The organism is Cupriavidus sp. 30B13 (assembly GCF_049059565.2).
In the GTDB taxonomy this organism is placed as follows: Bacteria; Pseudomonadota; Gammaproteobacteria; order Burkholderiales; family Burkholderiaceae; genus Cupriavidus.
The window spans coordinates 2,478,528-2,495,783 of sequence record NZ_CP188223.1 but is presented as its reverse complement, the minus strand read 5'-3'; the positions used below and the strand labels follow the sequence as shown (position 1 = coordinate 2,495,783).

The window sequence follows — 17,256 nt, the reverse complement described above, 5'->3', positions numbered from 1 at the left end:
CGCGGCGGCTATTTCAGGTCGCGCACGACGCGAAAGCCGTTCTGCGACTGGCGCACGCTGGCGCTGTACTTGAAGCGGGTGGAAGACAGCATGTAGCTGGCGCCTTCCTGCCACGAGCCGCCCCGGATCACGCGCACGCTGCAGCCGGGCTCGTCCCAGGCGCGGCCGTCGGCCGGCGCGCTCTTGTAGGAGACGTGCCAGCAGTCGGCCACCCACTCCCATACGCTGCCGTTCATGTCGTGCAGGCCGAAGCCGTTGGCGGCGAACGAGCCCACGCTGGACGGCGCATCGGCGCTCCAGGGCTCGCCGCAGTCCTTGCAGTTGGCGGCGCCCTTGCGCATCTGGTCGCCCCACCAGTAGAGCGTGGCGCTGCCGCCGCGCGCGGCGTATTCCCATTCGGCCTCGGTGGGCAGGCGGTAGCGCTTGCCGCTGGTCTTGCTCAGCCATGCCAGGTATTGCTGGGCATCGTCCCAGCTGACGTCGCGCATGGGCGCGTTGCGCGCCGCGCCGGCCACGGTGGCGATGCGCGGGCAGCCGCCGGCCTCCGCGCAGGCGTTCCATTGCTCGACCGTGACTTCGTACTTGCCGATGGCGAAGGGCTGGCCGATGGCCACGTGGTGAGGCGGCTTCTCGGTCGGGTCGCCGCCGTTGCTGCCCATGGTGAAGCCGCCCGCCGGCACGCTGTGCAGCACGGGGCAGGCCGGGCAGTCCTTCAGTTCGCCCGGCTTGACGTCGACCGTGACGGCGCCGCTCGCCACTTCCCTCGCCACGTCCCGCTGCGCGCCGCCCGCCGATGCGCCCGCCGACGCGCCCGCGGCGGGGGCCGTCTGGACCTTGCCGCTCTGCGCGCGCGCCGGCGGTGGCGTGATGGCGCCCTGCGAGGTGGCTTGTCCCGTCGAGGCAGGTGCCGGGCGCGCGCGCTCGGCCGGGGCGGCAGCCGGGGTGCCCGCGTCGGTCTTGGGCGCGCCGGCGCGCAGGCGCTCGATGCGCGCCCGCGCCAGCGGCGCGAAGCGGCCGTTGGGATAGGCCTTGAGGTAAGCCTCGTAGTCGCTGGCGAAGTTGCTGTTCTTGATTGATTCCCAGAAGGTCAGCTCGTATTGCTCGTCGCTGTCCTTGGGCAGGATGCCACGCTGCGCCTGCAATGCCGGGTCGATCCGCGCCGGCCCGGCGGCGTCGGCCGTGGCCACGCTGGCCGCCGTGCCGGCGGCGGCGCGCGGCGCCGTGCCGAGCGGCAAGGGCGCCGCCAGCGCCGACGATATCCATGGCCGCTGCGCGTGCCCGGTCTGCGCGCGGACGATGCGGCCTGCCTCGCGCAGCGCGGATTCGGCGTCGGCGCCCGGCGCCGGCAGCGTGCGCAGCAGCGCCGCGGTGAACACGCCATGCCGAGCGCCGTCGGCGGCGGTGCCGCCCGGTGCCGTGGCATAGGCGATCACGGTGCCGGCGGGCGCGGCCGGCGGCGTGACGGCGGCGCCACGATAGGGGTTGTCCAGGCAGGTGTCGAGGATCAGCACATTGCGCGCGCCGGGCCGCGCGGCCGGCATGCTGGCCAGCACCGCGCCCAGTTCCGTGCCCGCCGTCAGCAGGCGGTGCGGCGCGCTGCCGTCCGCGTCGACGGGCAGCAGGACCGGCGTGGCGCCGGCTTCGATGCCGTGCCCGGCGAAGTAGAACAGGCCCACCCCGCCGTTGGCGAGGCGCTGGCGGAATTCGGCCAGTGCCTGCGCCATGCCGGCGTGGTCGAGGTCCTCGCGCAGCATGACGTCGAAGCCCAGCGCGGCCAGGGTGTCGCGCATCGCGCGCGCGTCTCCGCGGGCATTCGGCAGGGGCGCACCGGCATAGGTGGCGTTGCCGATCACCAGCGCCACGCGCGCCGGCGTGCCGGGAGTTTGCGTGGTCGCGGCTTCGGCGCGAAGGATCGCGCCCAGGCCGACCAGGCACACGACAAGGAGGGTTCGCCACATATGCAGGCCTTGTTCGTACGGTGCGGAAGATCGTCGCCGGGGCATCGCCGCGCTGCGCGCCGACGGTATCGCGCGACAGGCGAAACACACGGATGCCGGACCGTCGCGGCGGATCGCGCAGCCCCGCGGCGCAACGGCAAGATGCAGCGCTGGCGGCACCGCGCCGGCTCAATCCACCATAGCACAGCGATTGTGAATCCGGAGGTGCTTTGCAGCGGCGGGTGGCGCCGCGGCCCCGCCGCCCGCCGCGCGTGCCGCGGCACAGGTAGCGCCGAGTATCTTTTTGCGTTTTTCCGTTCTAAGCTGAAGGACGAAAATGCACAGGCGCCGGGTCAACAGCAACCACGAGCCATAACAAGTAATAACAAGCAACAACGGACAACAACGAACAAGCATCCATGCCGCCAATGCCTGTGCGACGCGCGCACGCACGCGGCCCGGACCGTCGCAGGGGAGGGCTTTCAGATGCACAGGCGAACCGTGCTCGGCACCGTGGCAGCATCGCTGCTGGCGCCGCTGCCCTCGATCTCTTTCTCCACGCCCGCCCCGCCCAACGCCGAGGTCTACATCATCTGGCCGCCCGACGGCGCCGTGATCGACGGCGGCAAGTTCTGGGTGCGCATGGGGCTGCGCAACATGGGCGTCGCGCCCAAGGGCGTGGACATGGCGAACGTCGGCCATCATCACCTGCTGATCGACACCGACCTGCCGCCGATGGACAAGGAAATCCCCAACGACCGCAATCACCTGCATTTCGGTGCCGGCGAGACCGAGGCGCGCATCGAGCTGCCGCCGGGCAAGCATACGCTGCAGCTGCTGCTCGGCGATGCGAACCACAAGCCCCACGATCCGCCGGTGTATTCCAAGAAGATCACCATCACCGTTCGATAAGAGACGCTATCAATATGATCCTGGCGTCGTTGCGCGGCCTCGCCGTACCACCTGTGCTGCCTGCGTCCGCGCGCCTGGCCAGGACCGCTTCGCTTCATTTCGACGGCATCTCCAAGGCCCGGGCCGCCGTCCTGGCGGCGCAAGACGGGAAAAAGTCGGGGAAAAAGTCGGGGGAAGTCGGGAGAAAGTTCATGCGTAAGCTCATCCTGGGCGCTGCGCTCGCAGCCAGCCTGCTTCTGAACGGCGGCATGCCGGGCCATGCGGTGGCGGGTCCGACGCCGGCGCCGCCCAATGCCTACCTGTACATCGGCTTTCCCAACAACAACCAGGTGCTGCCGGCCGGCAAGCCGATCAAGGTGTGGTTCGGCCTGCGCGGCATGGGCGTCGCCCCGCGCGGCGTGAAGTTTCCCAACAGCGGCCATCATCACCTGCTGATCGATACCGACCTGCCGCCGATGGACAAGGAAATCCCCAACGACCGCAACCACCTGCACTTCGGCGCGGGCGAGACCGAAACCACGATCGAGCTGCCGCCGGGCAAGCACACGCTGCAGTTGCTGATGGCCGACGACAAGCACATCCCGCACAACCCGCCGATCTATTCCAAGAAGATCACGATCTACGTGAAGTAAGCGCGCCGCGCGCGCCGGCCGGCCCGCCAGGGCCGGCCGCCTTGCCTTCCTCTGCGTGTTTTCCTCCCGCGTTTTTTCCTTCGCATGACTGCCATGCGCGGCCTCTGCGCGCCGCGCGCCGGTGGCTGTCTGCCGGCCGCAGACACACGCGCGCGATTGTGTTGGCGCGCACCCGCCAGCAGGGCACCGCGCCGCCGCGCATGCCAGCCCCTTCCATGTGCTTCGTAAAAGAAAAAAACGAGGCCCTGCCTGGCTTTGCGGACGATTTTCACGGGCCTGGCCCGGCTTGGCACACTCCATGCGTTTGTACCTCCCGAGCGCAGCAACGATGCTCAACACCAAACCACCGAAGTCCCAATCGCTAACCGGCCCAACCAGCCAACCGCTCTCAGGAGAACTGCCATGCAAACCACCCTCGCCATCAAGGACCTGTCCGTCACCGAAGAACTCGACGCCCGCGCCATGCGCGCCGTGCGCGGCGGCACCGTCTTCCTGCCCGTGCTGCCCGTGTTCAGCGCGGTCAAGGTCGACTCCACCTTCAACGCCTCGCAACTCATCGGCCAGACCCAGAACGTCACCAACATGAACGGCAACAACGCCGCCTTCGTCGACGGCATCCGCTCGCACGTCGACTCCAACCAGAACGCCACCAACAACATCTACCGCTAAGCCAGCCCCGGCCCACGCAACCACACCCTCACCGAACCCAGGAGCACTGCCATGACTACCACCCTCGCCATCAAGGACCTGTCCGTCACCGAACAACTCGACGCCCGCGCCATGCGCGCCGTGCGCGGCGGCTTCGTCCCCTTCCTGCCCGTGTTCAGCGCGGTCAAGCTCGACTCGACCTTCAACGCCTCGCAGCTCATCGGCCAGACCCAGAACGTGGTCAACATGAACGGCAACAACACCGCCTTCGCCGACGGCATCAAGTCGAACGTCGACTCCAACCAGAACGCCACCAACAACATCTATCGCTGAGCGGGCGCCCGGCCGCCAGCGCGCGGCCGAGACCCGCCAGGCTGAATTCGCCAATCACTGAATACCGGAGAACCACCATGCAAGCCACCCTCGCCATCAAGGACCTGTCCGCCACCGAAGAACTCGACGCCCGCGCCATGCGCGCCGTGCGCGGCGGCACCGTCTTCCTGCCCGTGCTGCCCGTGTTCAGCGCGGTCAAGGTCGACTCCACCTTCAACGCCTCGCAACTGGTCGGCCAGACCCAGAACGTGGTCAACATGAACGGCAACAACGCGGCGTTCGTCGACGGCATCCGCTCGCATGTCGACAGCACGCAGAACGGCACCAACAACATCTATCGCTGATGCCGCCGCGTCCCGCCCGGCATGCCGGGCGGGACGCGCGCAACGTGTTTTGCGCCGCCGCCGGGCAAGGCCGCCAGCCTGCAAATTTCGGGTTGGATCGCGCCGCGGGCGGATACACAATGAATGCACAGCGTATGGCGAGACCAGCGTGGATCCTCGCGGGAGACGATCGTGCCTTGTTTGCTTACTCCGTCCGTCGCGCGCGCCGCGCGCGCCACCCTGCGGCGCTGCTTGCTGACCGGCGCGTGCCTGCTGGCGCTGGGCGGCTGCGCGGATTTCCGGCCGCCGGTGTACCAGCGCCCCGAGACGCCCGCCAAGCCGGACTGGTCGCGCCAGGGTTCGATCACGGTCTCGCCGGCGGACACCATCGTGCCGAACTGGTGGCAGGCCTTTGGCGATACCTATCTCGACGGCCTGGTCGACAAGGCCATCGCCGGCAACTACGACATCAAGGTGCTGGCCGCGCGCATCAAGGTCGCGGGCGCGCAGATCGCCGAGGTCAGGGCCGGCGCGCTGCCGGTCTTCGACGTGGGCGCGGGCGTGAGTTTCGACAAGAGCACCGGGCAGTCCCTGTCCAGGACCTACAACCTCGGCACCCAGGTCAACTGGGACATCGATATCTGGGGCAAGGTGGAAAAGGGCGTGCAGGCGCAGAAGGCGGAGTTCAACGCCACCGAGGCGGACTGGCGTGCGGGCTACCTCACGCTGGTCTCGGCGGTGTCGACCACTTACTTCCAGATCCTGCAGCTCGACGAGCAGGCCGAGCAGCAGGCGCAGACGCTGGCCAGGAACAAGGACATCCTCGCCACCTACCGGGCCATGTTCCAGAACGGCCTGATTCCGCAGGTCCGCGTAATGCAGCAGCAGGCCGAGATCAACCGCCTGACCAAGGACCTGCTGGAGCTGCGCCGCGGGCGCGATATCTCGGAGAACGCGCTGGGCACGCTGGTGGGCGTGCCGGCGGGCGTGTTCAAGGTGCCGTCCGGCCGCCTGCAGGAGCGCGTGCAGTTGCCGCCGGTGCCGGCCGGGCTGCCTTCGCAACTGCTGTCGCGCCGCCCGGACATCGTGGCGGCGGAGTACCGCGTGCTCGAGTCGTATGACCTGGTCGGCCAGGCGCGGCTGGCGCAACTGCCCAGCCTCAGCCTTACCGGGCGCGGTGGCACTTCCAGCTTTGCGCTGACCGACCTGCTCAAGTCCTTCACCTTCGGCTTCATGCCCAGCATCAACCTGCCGATGCTGGACCCGGGCGTGCGCGCGCGCGTGAAGACCTCCGAGGCGCAGACCAAGGTGGCGGAGAGCGAATATGGACGCACCGTGATCACCGCGTTCGAGGAAGTGGAGAATGCGCTGGTCAACGTGGAAGCGCACAAGAAGCAGCGCGTGGAGCTGCAGCAGCAGGTGGCGCAGCTGCGCGTGGTGTCGGCGCAGATCGAGGCGCAGCTCAAGGAAGGCGTGGTGTCGCAGCTCGACGTGTTCGAGACCGAGCGCTCGCTGCTCAGCGCGCAGCTCGACTTGTTGGCCAACCACCAACAAATCCTGGCCGACACTGTCACCCTCTACAAGGCACTGGGCGGCGGGTGGCCGAGCGTGGACGTGGCCAACGCAGCGAAGGAAGTGCCGCGGCAGGTGTCGCAGCAGGATGCGAAATAGCCGCGCCGCGCGCCGCGCCCGCGCGATTGACTACCGGCGGCCGTGGCCTACTATGTCCTTGTCAGCACGTTCCCGGCGCAGCGGCCCGCGGGCCCGCCCCGCCGCCATGGAAAATGGCTTGCCGCCGGCGCATGCGCATGGCCCCAAGCGCTGTTGGTGGTAGCGAAACATGGCTCCAGACGAAGCTCTGATCGACGAGGCGCGGGCGCGGGTGGGGCAGGGCGCCGCGCCTGGGCCTGCGTCCGTGCCGGCGCCGATGCTCGACATCGTGCTCGCGCCGGTCACGCATCCTGCCCTCGGCGAGATCCGCATCGAGGACAGCCTGTTTGCGGTGGGACGCGCGGAGGCGCCGTTCGCCACCTATCCCGCCGAGGTGGCGGCGGTGCTGTCGCGCCGCCATGCGCGCATCTTCAGCGAGGACGGCGCGGCCTACATCGCCGACCTCGGCAGCAAGAACGGCACCACCGTCAACGGCGCGGCCGTGGCGCAGCAGCCGGCGCGCCTGCGCGACGGCGACGAGCTGCGCTTCGGCAGCGCGCTGGCCTACCGCGTGCAGTTGCGCCCGCGCGCGGCGGCGCAGCCGCCCGCCTGCGCGCCGGTGGTGCTCACGCTGACGCCGGAGCGCGGCGACCTCGGCCTGCAGCCCGTCGAGATCACCGGCTTTCCGTTCCTCGTCAGCAAGGCCGACCAGACTTTCGCGCGCTACCGCGAGGTCTATCCGCACCAGGTGAACTACGTCTCGCGCCGGCACGCGCACATTTTCCTCAAGGGCGGGCAGCCCTTCGTCGAGGACCTGGGCAGCACCAACGGTACCTTCGTCAACGGCACGCGCGTGGAGGAACACGCGGTGGCGCTGGCCGGGAACGACCTGCTTGCGTTCGGCGGCAATCATTTCGTCTACCGCGTCGGCATGCGCAGCGAACCCGCGCCGGATGCCACCGTCACCAGCTCGGCCTTGCCGGCGCCGCCAGACGTTAGCGCCGGCCCGCCAGCGGCGCACGCCGCCGCGCCGGAGCCGCCGCCGGCGGCCGATGCGCCGATGCCGATGCCGATGCCGGCGCAAGATCCGGACAAGACCACTTTCGTGGCGGCGCCGGGTTCCTTTCTCGATATCTTCTGCGTCGACTACGCCGCGCAGCAGGAGGACGAAGTCAACCAGGAGGCGGTGCCGCAGCCGGAGCCCGGCGGCGCTGCCGACAAGCCGCGCGCGCAGGGCAGGTACGCGCTGGTGATGGCCCGGCTGGCCGGCAGCTTCGGCGCCGGCGAGCGGGCGCAGCTCAGGCGCGCGGCGCGCTGGGGCGCGGCGGTGGCGCTGGCGGCGGTGGCGCTGCTGCTGGTGCTCTATTTCCGCGGCGCGCCCGAGCGCGAGATGAAGGCGCTGATGGCGAGCGGGAACTTCGCGCGCGCCGCCGCCGTGGCCGACGCGTACCTCGCGCGGCACCCGGACAATGCGCAATTCAGGGCGGCCGGCACCGAGGCGCTGCTGCGCGCGTATGTGCCCGCATGGATGGGCAAGCTGCAGGCGCGCGATTTCGGCGGCGCCGACGCGGCGCTGGCGCAGATGAAGACGCTTGGCGCGCACAACGCCGACGCGCGCGCGTTGCTCGACGAGCTGGCGTGGCTGGGCCGGCTCGACCGCTTCGTGGCGGGACGCGGCGGCGTGGAAGCGCCGATCCGCATGTATGCCGACGAGGCCTCCATTCGCGGCCTGCTGCGCGACTGGAACGCCGACGTCCCCGCGCACCAGCGCGCGCTCGACCGCATCTCCGCCTACGTGCCCGCGTTCAAGGACCGCTATGCGGAGGCGCTGAGCTATGTGCGCAAGCTGCAGAGCGACGACTCGGTCTACCTGGCCGCCATCGACCGCCTCAATGCGTCGCTGGCCACCGGGCTGGCCGGCGACGCGCCGCAGGCGCTGCAGTCCGTGCTGGCGGACTACGCCGAGAAGTATCCCCGCCTCGCCGGCATGGACAGCCTCAAGGAGGACCTGCGGCGCTACCTGGAACTCGACGCCGCCTTGCGCGCGATGGCGCTCGGGCCGGTGGTGGCGCAGATGGCAGGCGCGGGTTTTGCCACGCCGCCGTTCCAGGCGCGTTACCGCGAACTGGCCGCCAGCCGCCTGCCGGCACCCGAGGTGGCGCGCCTGTACGGCGACGCCGACAAGGCCTGGCGCGCGGGGGATGCCGCCGCCACCTTCACGGCCCTGCAGCAGATCAAGAGCGGCCCCTGGGCCGAGGCGGCCGCCAAGGAGCTGGCGCGCCGGCAGGCCGTGGCGGCCCAGTTCGGCGAGCTGCAGAAGGGGCGTGGCGGCAACGGCTACGACGAGCGCCTGCTGTCCTTCTACGCCATGCTCGATCCGTCCCAGGACGGCTACTTCGTCAAGGCCATCGAGCCGGACGTGGCCGCCATCCACGACACCGCGCTGCGGCGCGCGCAGGCGCTGATGAACGGCGCGCTGGCAAGCTGGCGCCAGTACCGGCGCGACGGCGCGATCGGCGGCGAGCAGCGCCTGGAGCCGGAGATATCGGCCAAGTTCCGCGCGCAGGCGCGGCTGCTGTCCGGCGCCAGCGCGCAGGCGCGCCAGGGCATGCGTATCTATGGGCAGCTCAAGGTGGGCGACACCGCCCAATGGAGTCAGGTGCGCGACGATATCGAGGCGGAAGCCGAACTGCAGCGCCGCTCGCTGCAGGAGTTGCGCATGGTGCTGAATCCCGCCGTGCTCAAGGGCAAGCTGGCGCTGATCGGGGCGGAGGGGGCGGGCGGGGGCGCAGGAGCGGGTGCGGGAGTGAATGCGGGAGTGAGTGCGGGAGCGGGCAATGAAGGACGATAGCCGCGACAACCGCCTCAAGCCGCTGCACGAGGCGCTCGAGGACCACAGCGCCGAGGGCATCGCGATCCTCAGCGCCGAGCCGCTGAAGATCATGCAGGTCTCGGTGCTGGTGATGGTGCTGCTGGTGCTGTGCGCGCTGGTGTGGTCCTTCGTCGGCCATGCGGATGTGATCGTCACGGCGGACGGCACGCTGGCGCCCGAGTCGGAAGTGCGGCGCTTCTACGCGCCGGTGGACGGCGAACTGGCCGATCTCTACGTGGCGGAAGGGCAGCCGGTGTCGAAGGACGACGTGCTGGCGCGGCTCAACGCGCGCGGTGCGATCGAGGCGGCCACCAATGCGCTGGAGGCCCAGCTCAAGCTGCAGGACTCCGAGCGCGAGTGGAAGCAGTTCCCCGACAAGAAGCTGCTGATGGAGCGCAAGGCGGCCGCGCTCAAGCAGCAGATCGAAGTGGCCGAGCGGCTGCACGAGAACCGCACCGCGGAGGGCACCACGCGCCTGGCGGAGCAGCAGCGCGCGCAGTTGCAGGAAGCGCGCAGCAACCTGGACAACGCGCGCCGCCAGCGCGAGTTCACGCGGCAGGAACAGGACCGGTACGCGCGCCTGTTCGCGCTGCCGGGCGGCGGCGGGGTGTCGCAGTCGCAGGTGGAGGCCAAGCGCAACGCCGCGGTGGAGGCCGAGAACGCGCTGCGCATCGCGCAGTCGCGCCTGACCGAGCTGGATTCGCGCCTGAGCCAGGAGCTCAACCAGGCCACCGTGCAGCTCGAGGGCAGCAGCCAGGAACTGACCAACCTGCGCATCCAGTACGACGCCGCCCTGCGCGAGATCAGCAATACCGAGGACAAGCTGCGCCTGCAGGTGCAGACCGCGCGCCTGGTGGCCGAGGCGGCGGCGCGCATCCGCTTCGAGAACATCGACAAGGACAACTTCCTGCTGATCCTGGCCCCGGTGGCCGGTGTCATCACCGATGTGAGCTCCACGCAGCGCGGCGACAAGGTGCAGGCCAACGCGCCGCTGGGCGGCATCGCGCCCAAGGATGCGCGCCCGGTGCTGAAGATCGAGATCGCCGAGCGCGACCGCGCCTTCCTGCGCGAAGGGCTGCCGGTCAAGCTCAAGTTCAATGCCTTTCCCTACCAGCGCTACGGGCTGATCAACGGCACGCTCGAATACATCTCGCCGGCGACCAAGCTGGCGGGGCCGAACAAGCAGCCGGTGTATGAAGGCCGCGTCAGGCTGGCGCAGACGTACTACGCAGTGGCGGACAGCAAATATCCGTTGCGCTACGGTATGACCGCCACGGCGGAAATCGTGGTGCGCGAGCGGCGCCTGATCGACCTGGGGCTGGACCCGTTCCGGCAGGTGGCCGGCTGACGGGGAGCGGGGCGGCGTGCCCGGCACGGCGCCTGCGGCAACGAGCGAGGAGCACGGAACATGACAGCGATTGTGCGGGTCGACGACGAGATCATCGGCGTCGAGGAGTTCATCCGGGTGCTGAAGCTCACGGGGCAGTTCGAGGGGCTGATCGAGCAGATCGTGCGCGACAAGCTGACCGTGCACGCGGCGCGCAAGCAGCGCATCGCGGTGACCCCCGAGGAGGTGCAGGAGCGCGCCGACCAGTTCCGCCGCGTGCAGGGGCTGCATCGCGCGGCGGAGATGAACCACTATCTCGACGTCCTCAACGTCAGCCTGGACGAGTTCGAGACCTTCATCACCGAGAGCCTCTACCAGGAAAAGATGATGGCCGAGGTGACCAGCGAGCGCGCGGTCGACGACTACTTCAAGCTCCATTCGCCGAAGTTCGACAGCATCGAGATCAGCCACATCGTGGTGGATGCGGAAGGCAAGGCCAAGGAACTCATCTCCTACCTGCGCGACGACCCCGACAGCTTCGCCGAGATGGCGCGCGAGCACTCCGTCGCCGACACGCGCGAGCAGGGCGGCGCCATCGGCAAGGTGCTGCGCGGCTCGCTGCGCTCCGACATCGAGGCCAAGGTGTTCAACGCCGCCGCCGGCGACCTGCTGGGGCCGTTCCCGTCGGCGGACCGCGCCGTCTTCGAGATCTTCATGGTGAGCGCCAAGCACCCGGCCGTGCTCGACGCGGAGGTGGCGGCCGAGGTGCGCAGGCTGCTGCGCGAGGACTGGCTGATGGCCAGGGCGCAGGAACACGTGATCGAAGCGCGCTAGCGCGCCGGCCCGGGAGCCCCAAGCGATGGAAGCCAGCTCCGAACTGCAGCCGCTTGCCGAGTTCCTGGCCGGCGTGGAGATCCTCTCGCCGTTCTCGCGCGAGGAACTGGAGCGGCTGGCGGAGCACGCCCAATCGCTGACCTACGGCTTCGGCGAGACCATCTGCAACGCGGGCGACGCGGCGGGCGGGCTGTTCATCGTCAAGGCGGGCTCGGTGCGCGTGTTCAACGAGGACAACGGCAAGGAGGTGAGCCTGGGCGTGCGCAAGGCGCGCGAGGTGTTCGCCGACGTCGCCATGCTGCGCGAGTACCGGCACGAATCCTCGGTGCGCTCGTCGGGCAAGACCGAGCTGCTGTTCATCCCGCGCGGCGTGGCCGAGCCGCTGGCGGCGCAGAACCCGGCGGCCATGGCGTTTATCGCCAGCTATGTGGCGATCAGCTCGGCCGGCGGCTTCGTGGCGCGCCTGTTCGACCTGCGCGGCAAGCTCGACAAGGCCGAGCTGGAGGAAGCGGTGCGCAGCGTGGGCGTCAAGCGCGTGTCGGCCGGCAAGGAGATCCTGCGGCAGGACGCGCGCGAGGACCGCCGCCTCTACGTGGTGCGGCAGGGCGAGGTGCGCATCGTGCGCGCCGAGGACGGCGTGGAGTTCCCGCTGGCCACGCTGCGCCAGGGCGACATCTTCGGCGAGCGGGCCTGCGTGATGCGGCAGGAGCAGATCGCCTCGGCCGTCGCCGTCACCGATGCGCGGCTGCTGGTGATCCCGGAAAAGACCGTGCAGCTGATCCTCGAGCGCAACCCCAAGCTGCGCGAGGTGCTGGAAGAGCGTATCCGCTTTGTCGACCGGGAGCTGCACCGCCAGAAGAAGCTGGCCGAGCGCCGCAAGCATCCGGTGATGCTGGACCTGGCCTCCAAGCCGGAACTGGGCGAGCGGGTGATCCGCCGCTTCGCGCTGGTGGAGCAGGCCGAGGAAATGGATTGCGGCGCGGCGTGCCTGGCGATGATCTGCCGCCATTACGGCATTCCCATGACGCTCGGCAAGCTGCGCGAGCTGGCCAACGTGACCACCCAGGGCGCTACGCTGGACAGCCTGGCGCGCGCGGGGGAGTCGCTCGGCTTCACCACGCGGGGGGTGCAGTGCACGCACGACTCGCTGCTGGGCTTCACGCTGCCGTTCGTCGTGCACTGGGAGGGCTACCACTACGTGGTGGTCTACGGCGTGTCCAGGCGCTGGGTGTGGGTGGCGGACCCGGCGCTGGGATTCCGCAAGATGCGCGTGGACGAGTTCGAGCGCGGCTGGAGCGGTACCTGCCTGCTGTTTACCGCCGGCGAGAGCATGACGCAGCTGGCGGTGGCGCGCTCGCCGTGGCTGCGCTTCATCGGCTACCTGGCGCCCTACAAGCGCATCCTGGTCCACCTGTTCATGGCGACCTTCGTGATCCAGGTGCTGGGCGTGGTGCCGCCGCTGATCATCCAGAACATCCTCGACGGCGTGGTGGTGCACCAGAACGTGGGCCTGCTGAACCTGCTGATCATGGGCCTGATCGTCTCCAATGTGTTCTCGCAGCTGATGTCCACCGTGCGCGCCTATCTCGCCAATTTCATGGTGCGCAACATGGACTTCGCCATGATGTCGCATTTCTTCCGGCACACCATGTCGCTGCCGTTCTCGTTCTTCGCCAAGCGCAAGACCGGCGACATCTTCGCGCGCTTCCAGGAGAACCAGACCATTCGCGCCTTCCTCACCGAATCGACGGTGACCACGGCGCTCAACCTGCTGATGGTGTTCATCTACTTCACCATCATGTTCCTCTACAACGTCAAGATGACGCTGGTGCTGCTGGCCTTCGTGGTGCCGATCGCGGCGCTCACCGTGCTGGCCACGCCGAGGGTCAAGGCCTACGCGCGCGAGGTGTTCACCACCTCCACCGAGGCCCGCTCCTACCTGATGGAGACGCTGGGCGGCGTGGAGACGGTCAAGGGCATGGGCATCGAGCGCGCGGTGCGGCTCAAGTGGGAGAAGAAGTACGCCAAGGCGCTCGAGCTGCAGTACAGGGCGCAGACCTTCCACATCCTGGTGGGCCTGGCCAGCCAGTTGCTCAATGCCGCCACCACCATCGCCGTGCTGTGGGTGGGCGCCAACCTGGTGCTGCAGCGGGAGCTGACCATCGGCCAGCTGATCGCCTTCAACGCCTTCATGGGCAGCGTGCTGGCGCCGCTGATGGGGCTGGTGTCGCTGTGGGGCCAGCTCAACGACGCCGGCGTGGCGATGGAGCGCCTGGGCGACGTGCTCGACCTGGACCCCGAGCAGAAGCCGCAGGACCTGCCCTCGCGCGTGATGCTGCCCGACCTGCAGGGCGAGATCAGCCTGGACGGCGTGTACTTCCGCTACGGCGGCAGCGACACCCCCTACGTGCTGGAGAACATCAGCTTCAGCATCAAGCCGGGCGAGCTGCTGGCCATCGTGGGGCGCAGCGGCTCGGGCAAGACCACGCTGGCCAAGATGCTGGTGGGCTTCTATGTGCCCACCGAGGGCAAGATCACGGTGGACGGCTACGACCTCGGCGTGATCGACAAGGAGTATTACCGGGCGCAGATCGGCTACGTGATGCAGAGCAACCTGCTGTTCTCCGGCACCATCGCCGAGAACATCGCCTGCGGCGACGACAGCCCGGACCGCCGCCACATCGAGGAAGTGGCCAAGATGGCCGACGCGCACGCCTTCATCAGCAAGCTGCCGCTGGGCTACGAGCAGGTGGTGGGCGAGCGCGGCATGGGCTTGTCCGGCGGACAGATCCAGCGCCTGTGCATCGCGCGGGCGCTGTACCACGACCCGCGCCTGCTGGTGTTCGACGAGGCCACCTCGGCGCTGGACACGCAGTCCGAGAGCAATATCCTCGGCAATATGCAGGACATCCTGCGCGGGCGCACCGCGGTGATCATCGCGCACCGGCTGAGCACGATCATGCGCGCCGACAAGATCCTGGTCCTGTACGAGGGCGGCATCGTGGAGCAGGGGCGGCACGAGGAGCTGCTCGAGCGCAAGGGCATGTATTACCAGCTGGTGCAGAAGCAGTTGAGCGCGGCCTGAGGGCGGGGCGCATGGGGCGGACCGGAGCGGGCCGGGCGCGCGGGGGCGGCGAGGGGAGGGCAAGATGAAGTTGTTCAACCAGGGCGGCGCGGTCGGCAGCACCATCTCCTATGCCGGGCTGATCGAGAAGATCGAGATCCTGCGCTCGACGCTGCGCTGGGCCTCCAAGCTCGAACGCGCCGAGATCGAGAAGCTGCTCAAGCAGGCCACCACGCTGCGCGACGAGGTGATGCAGCTGTCGCACAAGGAGCGCTTCGTGCAGGCGGCGGTGGCCGAGCCGGCCGAGCCGGAGCCGGCGGCCGACCTGGGCCCGCGCGAGCGCCGCCAGGCGCTGCTGGAACGCAGCTTTATCTTCGAGGGCACGTTCGGCGACAACCCCAAGCTGCTGGAGGCGCTGGAGATTGCCGAGAAGGCCGCGCCGACCCACCTGCCGGTGCTGATCGACGGCGAGAGCGGCACCGGCAAGGAACTGATGGCCAAGGTCATCCATGCCAACGGCTCGCGCACCGACAAGCCGTTTATCTCGGTGAACTGCGGGGCCATCCCCGAGAACCTGATCGAGTCCGAGCTGTTCGGCCACAAGAAGGGCGCCTTCACCGGCGCCGCCAGCGACCGGCGCGGCAAGTTCGAAAGCGCGCATACCGGCACCATCTTCCTCGACGAGATCGGCGAGCTGCCGCTCACCGGGCAGGTCAAGCTGCTGCGCGTGCTGGAGGCGCACGAGATCCAGCGGGTCGGCTCGGACGAGACCATTTCGGTGGATACGCGCATCGTGGCGGCGACCAACCGCGACCTGCGGCGCCTGAGCGAGGAAGGCAAGTTCCGTGAGGACCTGTTCTACCGCCTCAGCGTGATCCACGTCACGCTGCCGCCGCTGCGCGAGCGGCGCGACGAGATATCGCTGCTGGTGGCGTTCTTCGGCGACGAGGCGGCCGGCTCGCTCAAGCGCCGCCCGGTCAAGCTGACGCCGCGCCTGCGCGATTTCCTCATGAACTACGCCTACCCGGGCAATATCCGCGAACTGCGCAACCTGATGTACCGGGTTTCGTGCCTGGCGGGGGATACCGCCGATCTCGAGCACCTGCCGCAGGACCTGCGGCCCAAGGTGGCCGGTCCTGCGCTGGCGACGGGCGGCGTGGTGGCGGCCGGGGGCGTGGACGCGACGACGGCGACTTCGCTGAGCGAGGCCAAGCGGGCCGCCAGCGACGAGGCCGAGCGCGCGTTTCTCGAGCGCGGCCTGCACGAGGTGGGCGGCACCGTGGCGGAACTGGCCAGGCGTTTCGACATGAACCGCTCGCACCTGCAGATGCTGCTCAAGAAGCACGGCATCCATTCGAAGGATTTCCGCCACCAGGCCGCGGCGCAGGGCGGCAAGGCCGGGTAGGGGCCTGCCCGAGGCTGCCCCGCGCTGCCTGGATGCCTGGATGCCTAGAGCGCGGGATTCACCATCGTCTTGTCGTTGGCGTAGAGATCTTCCGCGCGTGCCACCACGACGGAGATATTGTCATGGCCGCCGCGTTCCAGTGCCGCGGTCAGCAGGGCCTGCGCGGCCAGCTCGCAATCGCCGCAGGCCAGGAAGCCGGCGATCTCCGGGTCGCGCAGTTCGTTGCTGATGCCGTCGCTGCACAGCAGGAACATGTCGCCGTCGGCCACTTCCATCCAGGTCTGTTCCAGCTCCAGCGCGGCATTCGCGCCCACGGCGCGCGTGATGGTGTTGTGCGCCGGATGGTGGAGCGCTTCCTCCGCGGTGATCAGGCCGCGCGCCTTGAGTTCTTCCACGCGGCTGTGGTCGCGCGTGAGCTGGGTCAGGTGCGCGTCGCGGTACAGGTAGATGCGGCTGTCGCCGGCCCACAGGCAGCCGCAGAAGCGCTCGCAGGCCATCAGCACGACCACCGTGCTGCCGATGCGCCGCACCTGCCGGCGCGTGGCCTCCATCAGCAGCGCGTGGTTGACCTCCAGCAGCGCCGCGCGCGCGTCGTCGAGCAGGCTCTCGAGGCTGCGCGGCTCGCCCAGCCGGTCCAGGGTCTGCACCACCAGGTTGCTGGCATAGTCGCCCACCGCGTGGCCGCCCATGCCGTCGGCCACGACCCACAGCCCGCGCTCGGGCCGCGCCAGGCAGGCATCTTCGTTGCGCTCGCGCACCAGGCCGACATCGGTGCGCGCGGCTGAAGTCCAGCGGAATTGCGATGCACAGGTCACGATCGTCTCCGTTGTGCGGGCCGGCCTGGCGCGCGCCGCGCGGCCGGATCATGCGGGGACGGAGCGGCATCGCGCCCGGCTGGCTACATGTGCCCGTCGTTGCGCGCGCCTTGTCCCGCTTGCACATTGATGTTCGCGCCGGGTGCCGAATTGCGAACGTCGATGTTCTGAAACTGATTCACCATCTGATCAGCATAGAAGCTGTTGTTGATCTCGTAAAAGTTGACGACGGGGCCGAGGCTCTGCCGGGCGGGCTGATAGGGCTGGATCCAGCCGAATACCCAGGGCGCGCCGCCGCCGCGGATCGCCGACATGGCGCGCCCGTCGAGCGTGCGGTCGTTGTAGAGGTCTTGGATGGTGAGCGAGGCCATGATCGGTCTCCGGTTCGTGATTGCGTGGATGGCGGTGCTGCCGTCCCCTTTCATCAGCAAGGCGCATGCCAGTGCGCAGCGCGCGGCCGGCGCGCACCCAGGCTGAGTCTCGAACCCTGAGCCGGCGCGGCCT

Annotated in this window: 14 protein-coding genes; 11 read left to right on the top strand and 3 right to left on the bottom strand. The window is 69.1% G+C overall.

Annotated elements, in window-relative coordinates:
• Positions 1–8: 8 nt before the first annotated feature.
• Complete coding sequence (locus ACKI2N_RS11430) at positions 9–1,958, bottom strand: SUMF1/EgtB/PvdO family nonheme iron enzyme (RefSeq protein ID WP_420996705.1); 1,950 nt, start codon at positions 1,956–1,958, stop codon at positions 9–11.
• Positions 1,959–2,423: 465 nt separating this feature from the next.
• Here ACKI2N_RS11430 and ACKI2N_RS11425 point away from each other — a divergent pair, with 465 nt between their 5' ends.
• The 11 genes from ACKI2N_RS11425 (at position 2,424) to ACKI2N_RS11375 (ending at position 15,937) form a co-directional block, all read left to right on the top strand.
• A complete protein-coding gene (locus ACKI2N_RS11425; RefSeq protein WP_420996707.1) occupies positions 2,424–2,849 on the top strand; it encodes a DUF4399 domain-containing protein in 426 nt (141 codons plus the stop codon).
• Between the two features lie 191 nt (positions 2,850–3,040).
• Positions 3,041–3,481 (top strand): DUF4399 domain-containing protein, encoded by a 441-nt coding sequence (locus ACKI2N_RS11420; RefSeq protein ID WP_420996709.1) that lies wholly within the window; start codon positions 3,041–3,043, stop codon positions 3,479–3,481.
• Between the two features lie 402 nt (positions 3,482–3,883).
• Positions 3,884–4,150: a hypothetical protein gene (locus tag ACKI2N_RS11415; protein WP_420996702.1), complete on the top strand. Its 267-nt coding sequence runs from the start codon at positions 3,884–3,886 to the stop codon at positions 4,148–4,150.
• 51 nt (positions 4,151–4,201) lie between these two features.
• The gene (locus ACKI2N_RS11410; protein WP_420996700.1) at positions 4,202–4,462 is read left to right on the top strand and encodes a hypothetical protein; all 261 of its coding nucleotides are present in this window, start codon (positions 4,202–4,204) and stop codon (positions 4,460–4,462) included.
• A gap of 77 nt (positions 4,463–4,539) precedes the next feature.
• A complete protein-coding gene (locus ACKI2N_RS11405) occupies positions 4,540–4,806 on the top strand; it encodes a hypothetical protein (protein ID WP_420996711.1) in 267 nt (88 codons plus the stop codon).
• A gap of 123 nt (positions 4,807–4,929) precedes the next feature.
• Positions 4,930–6,456 (top strand): efflux transporter outer membrane subunit, encoded by a 1,527-nt coding sequence (locus ACKI2N_RS11400; protein WP_420996712.1) that lies wholly within the window; start codon positions 4,930–4,932, stop codon positions 6,454–6,456.
• 169 nt (positions 6,457–6,625) lie between these two features.
• Positions 6,626–9,286, top strand: a complete 2,661-nt coding sequence (locus ACKI2N_RS11395; RefSeq protein ID WP_420996714.1) for an FHA domain-containing protein — start codon at positions 6,626–6,628, stop codon at positions 9,284–9,286.
• Positions 9,273–10,655, top strand: coding sequence for an HlyD family efflux transporter periplasmic adaptor subunit (locus ACKI2N_RS11390; RefSeq protein ID WP_420996716.1), 1,383 nt, complete (start codon positions 9,273–9,275; stop codon positions 10,653–10,655). Before ACKI2N_RS11395 ends, ACKI2N_RS11390 begins: the two co-directional genes overlap by 14 nt.
• A 60-nt stretch (positions 10,656–10,715) precedes the next feature.
• Positions 10,716–11,468, top strand: a complete 753-nt coding sequence (locus tag ACKI2N_RS11385) for a peptidylprolyl isomerase (RefSeq protein ID WP_420996718.1) — start codon at positions 10,716–10,718, stop codon at positions 11,466–11,468.
• A gap of 25 nt (positions 11,469–11,493) precedes the next feature.
• Positions 11,494–14,553 (top strand): peptidase domain-containing ABC transporter, encoded by a 3,060-nt coding sequence (locus ACKI2N_RS11380; protein WP_420996719.1) that lies wholly within the window; start codon positions 11,494–11,496, stop codon positions 14,551–14,553.
• A 64-nt stretch (positions 14,554–14,617) separates the two neighbouring features.
• A complete protein-coding gene (locus ACKI2N_RS11375) occupies positions 14,618–15,937 on the top strand; it encodes a sigma-54 interaction domain-containing protein (RefSeq protein WP_420996720.1) in 1,320 nt (439 codons plus the stop codon).
• Between the two features lie 44 nt (positions 15,938–15,981).
• Here ACKI2N_RS11375 and ACKI2N_RS11370 read toward each other — a convergent pair whose 3' ends face one another.
• Both ACKI2N_RS11370 and ACKI2N_RS11365 read right to left on the bottom strand, forming a co-directional pair.
• Positions 15,982–16,752 carry a PP2C family protein-serine/threonine phosphatase gene (locus ACKI2N_RS11370; RefSeq protein WP_420996721.1) on the bottom strand — a complete coding sequence of 257 codons (771 nt, stop codon included), beginning with the start codon at positions 16,750–16,752 and terminating at the stop codon, positions 15,982–15,984.
• An 83-nt stretch (positions 16,753–16,835) separates the two neighbouring features.
• A complete protein-coding gene (locus ACKI2N_RS11365; RefSeq protein ID WP_420996722.1) occupies positions 16,836–17,123 on the bottom strand; it encodes a hypothetical protein in 288 nt (95 codons plus the stop codon).
• Positions 17,124–17,256: the final 133 nt, after the last annotated feature.

Excerpts from the sequence above, each read along its gene's own strand:
- ACKI2N_RS11430 (WP_420996705.1), bottom strand. The coding sequence starts at position 1,958 with ATGTGGCGAACCCTCCTTGTCGTGTGCCTGGTCGGCCTGGGCGCGATC.
- ACKI2N_RS11425 (WP_420996707.1), top strand. The coding sequence starts at position 2,424 with ATGCACAGGCGAACCGTGCTCGGCACCGTGGCAGCATCGCTGCTGGCG.
- ACKI2N_RS11420 (WP_420996709.1), top strand. The coding sequence starts at position 3,041 with ATGCGTAAGCTCATCCTGGGCGCTGCGCTCGCAGCCAGCCTGCTTCTG.
- ACKI2N_RS11415 (WP_420996702.1), top strand. The coding sequence starts at position 3,884 with ATGCAAACCACCCTCGCCATCAAGGACCTGTCCGTCACCGAAGAACTC.
- ACKI2N_RS11410 (WP_420996700.1), top strand. The coding sequence starts at position 4,202 with ATGACTACCACCCTCGCCATCAAGGACCTGTCCGTCACCGAACAACTC.
- ACKI2N_RS11405 (WP_420996711.1), top strand. The coding sequence starts at position 4,540 with ATGCAAGCCACCCTCGCCATCAAGGACCTGTCCGCCACCGAAGAACTC.
- ACKI2N_RS11400 (WP_420996712.1), top strand. The coding sequence starts at position 4,930 with ATGCACAGCGTATGGCGAGACCAGCGTGGATCCTCGCGGGAGACGATC.
- ACKI2N_RS11395 (WP_420996714.1), top strand. The coding sequence starts at position 6,626 with ATGGCTCCAGACGAAGCTCTGATCGACGAGGCGCGGGCGCGGGTGGGG.
- ACKI2N_RS11390 (WP_420996716.1), top strand. The coding sequence starts at position 9,273 with ATGAAGGACGATAGCCGCGACAACCGCCTCAAGCCGCTGCACGAGGCG.
- ACKI2N_RS11385 (WP_420996718.1), top strand. The coding sequence starts at position 10,716 with ATGACAGCGATTGTGCGGGTCGACGACGAGATCATCGGCGTCGAGGAG.
- ACKI2N_RS11380 (WP_420996719.1), top strand. The coding sequence starts at position 11,494 with ATGGAAGCCAGCTCCGAACTGCAGCCGCTTGCCGAGTTCCTGGCCGGC.
- ACKI2N_RS11375 (WP_420996720.1), top strand. The coding sequence starts at position 14,618 with ATGAAGTTGTTCAACCAGGGCGGCGCGGTCGGCAGCACCATCTCCTAT.
- ACKI2N_RS11365 (WP_420996722.1), bottom strand. The coding sequence starts at position 17,123 with ATGGCCTCGCTCACCATCCAAGACCTCTACAACGACCGCACGCTCGAC.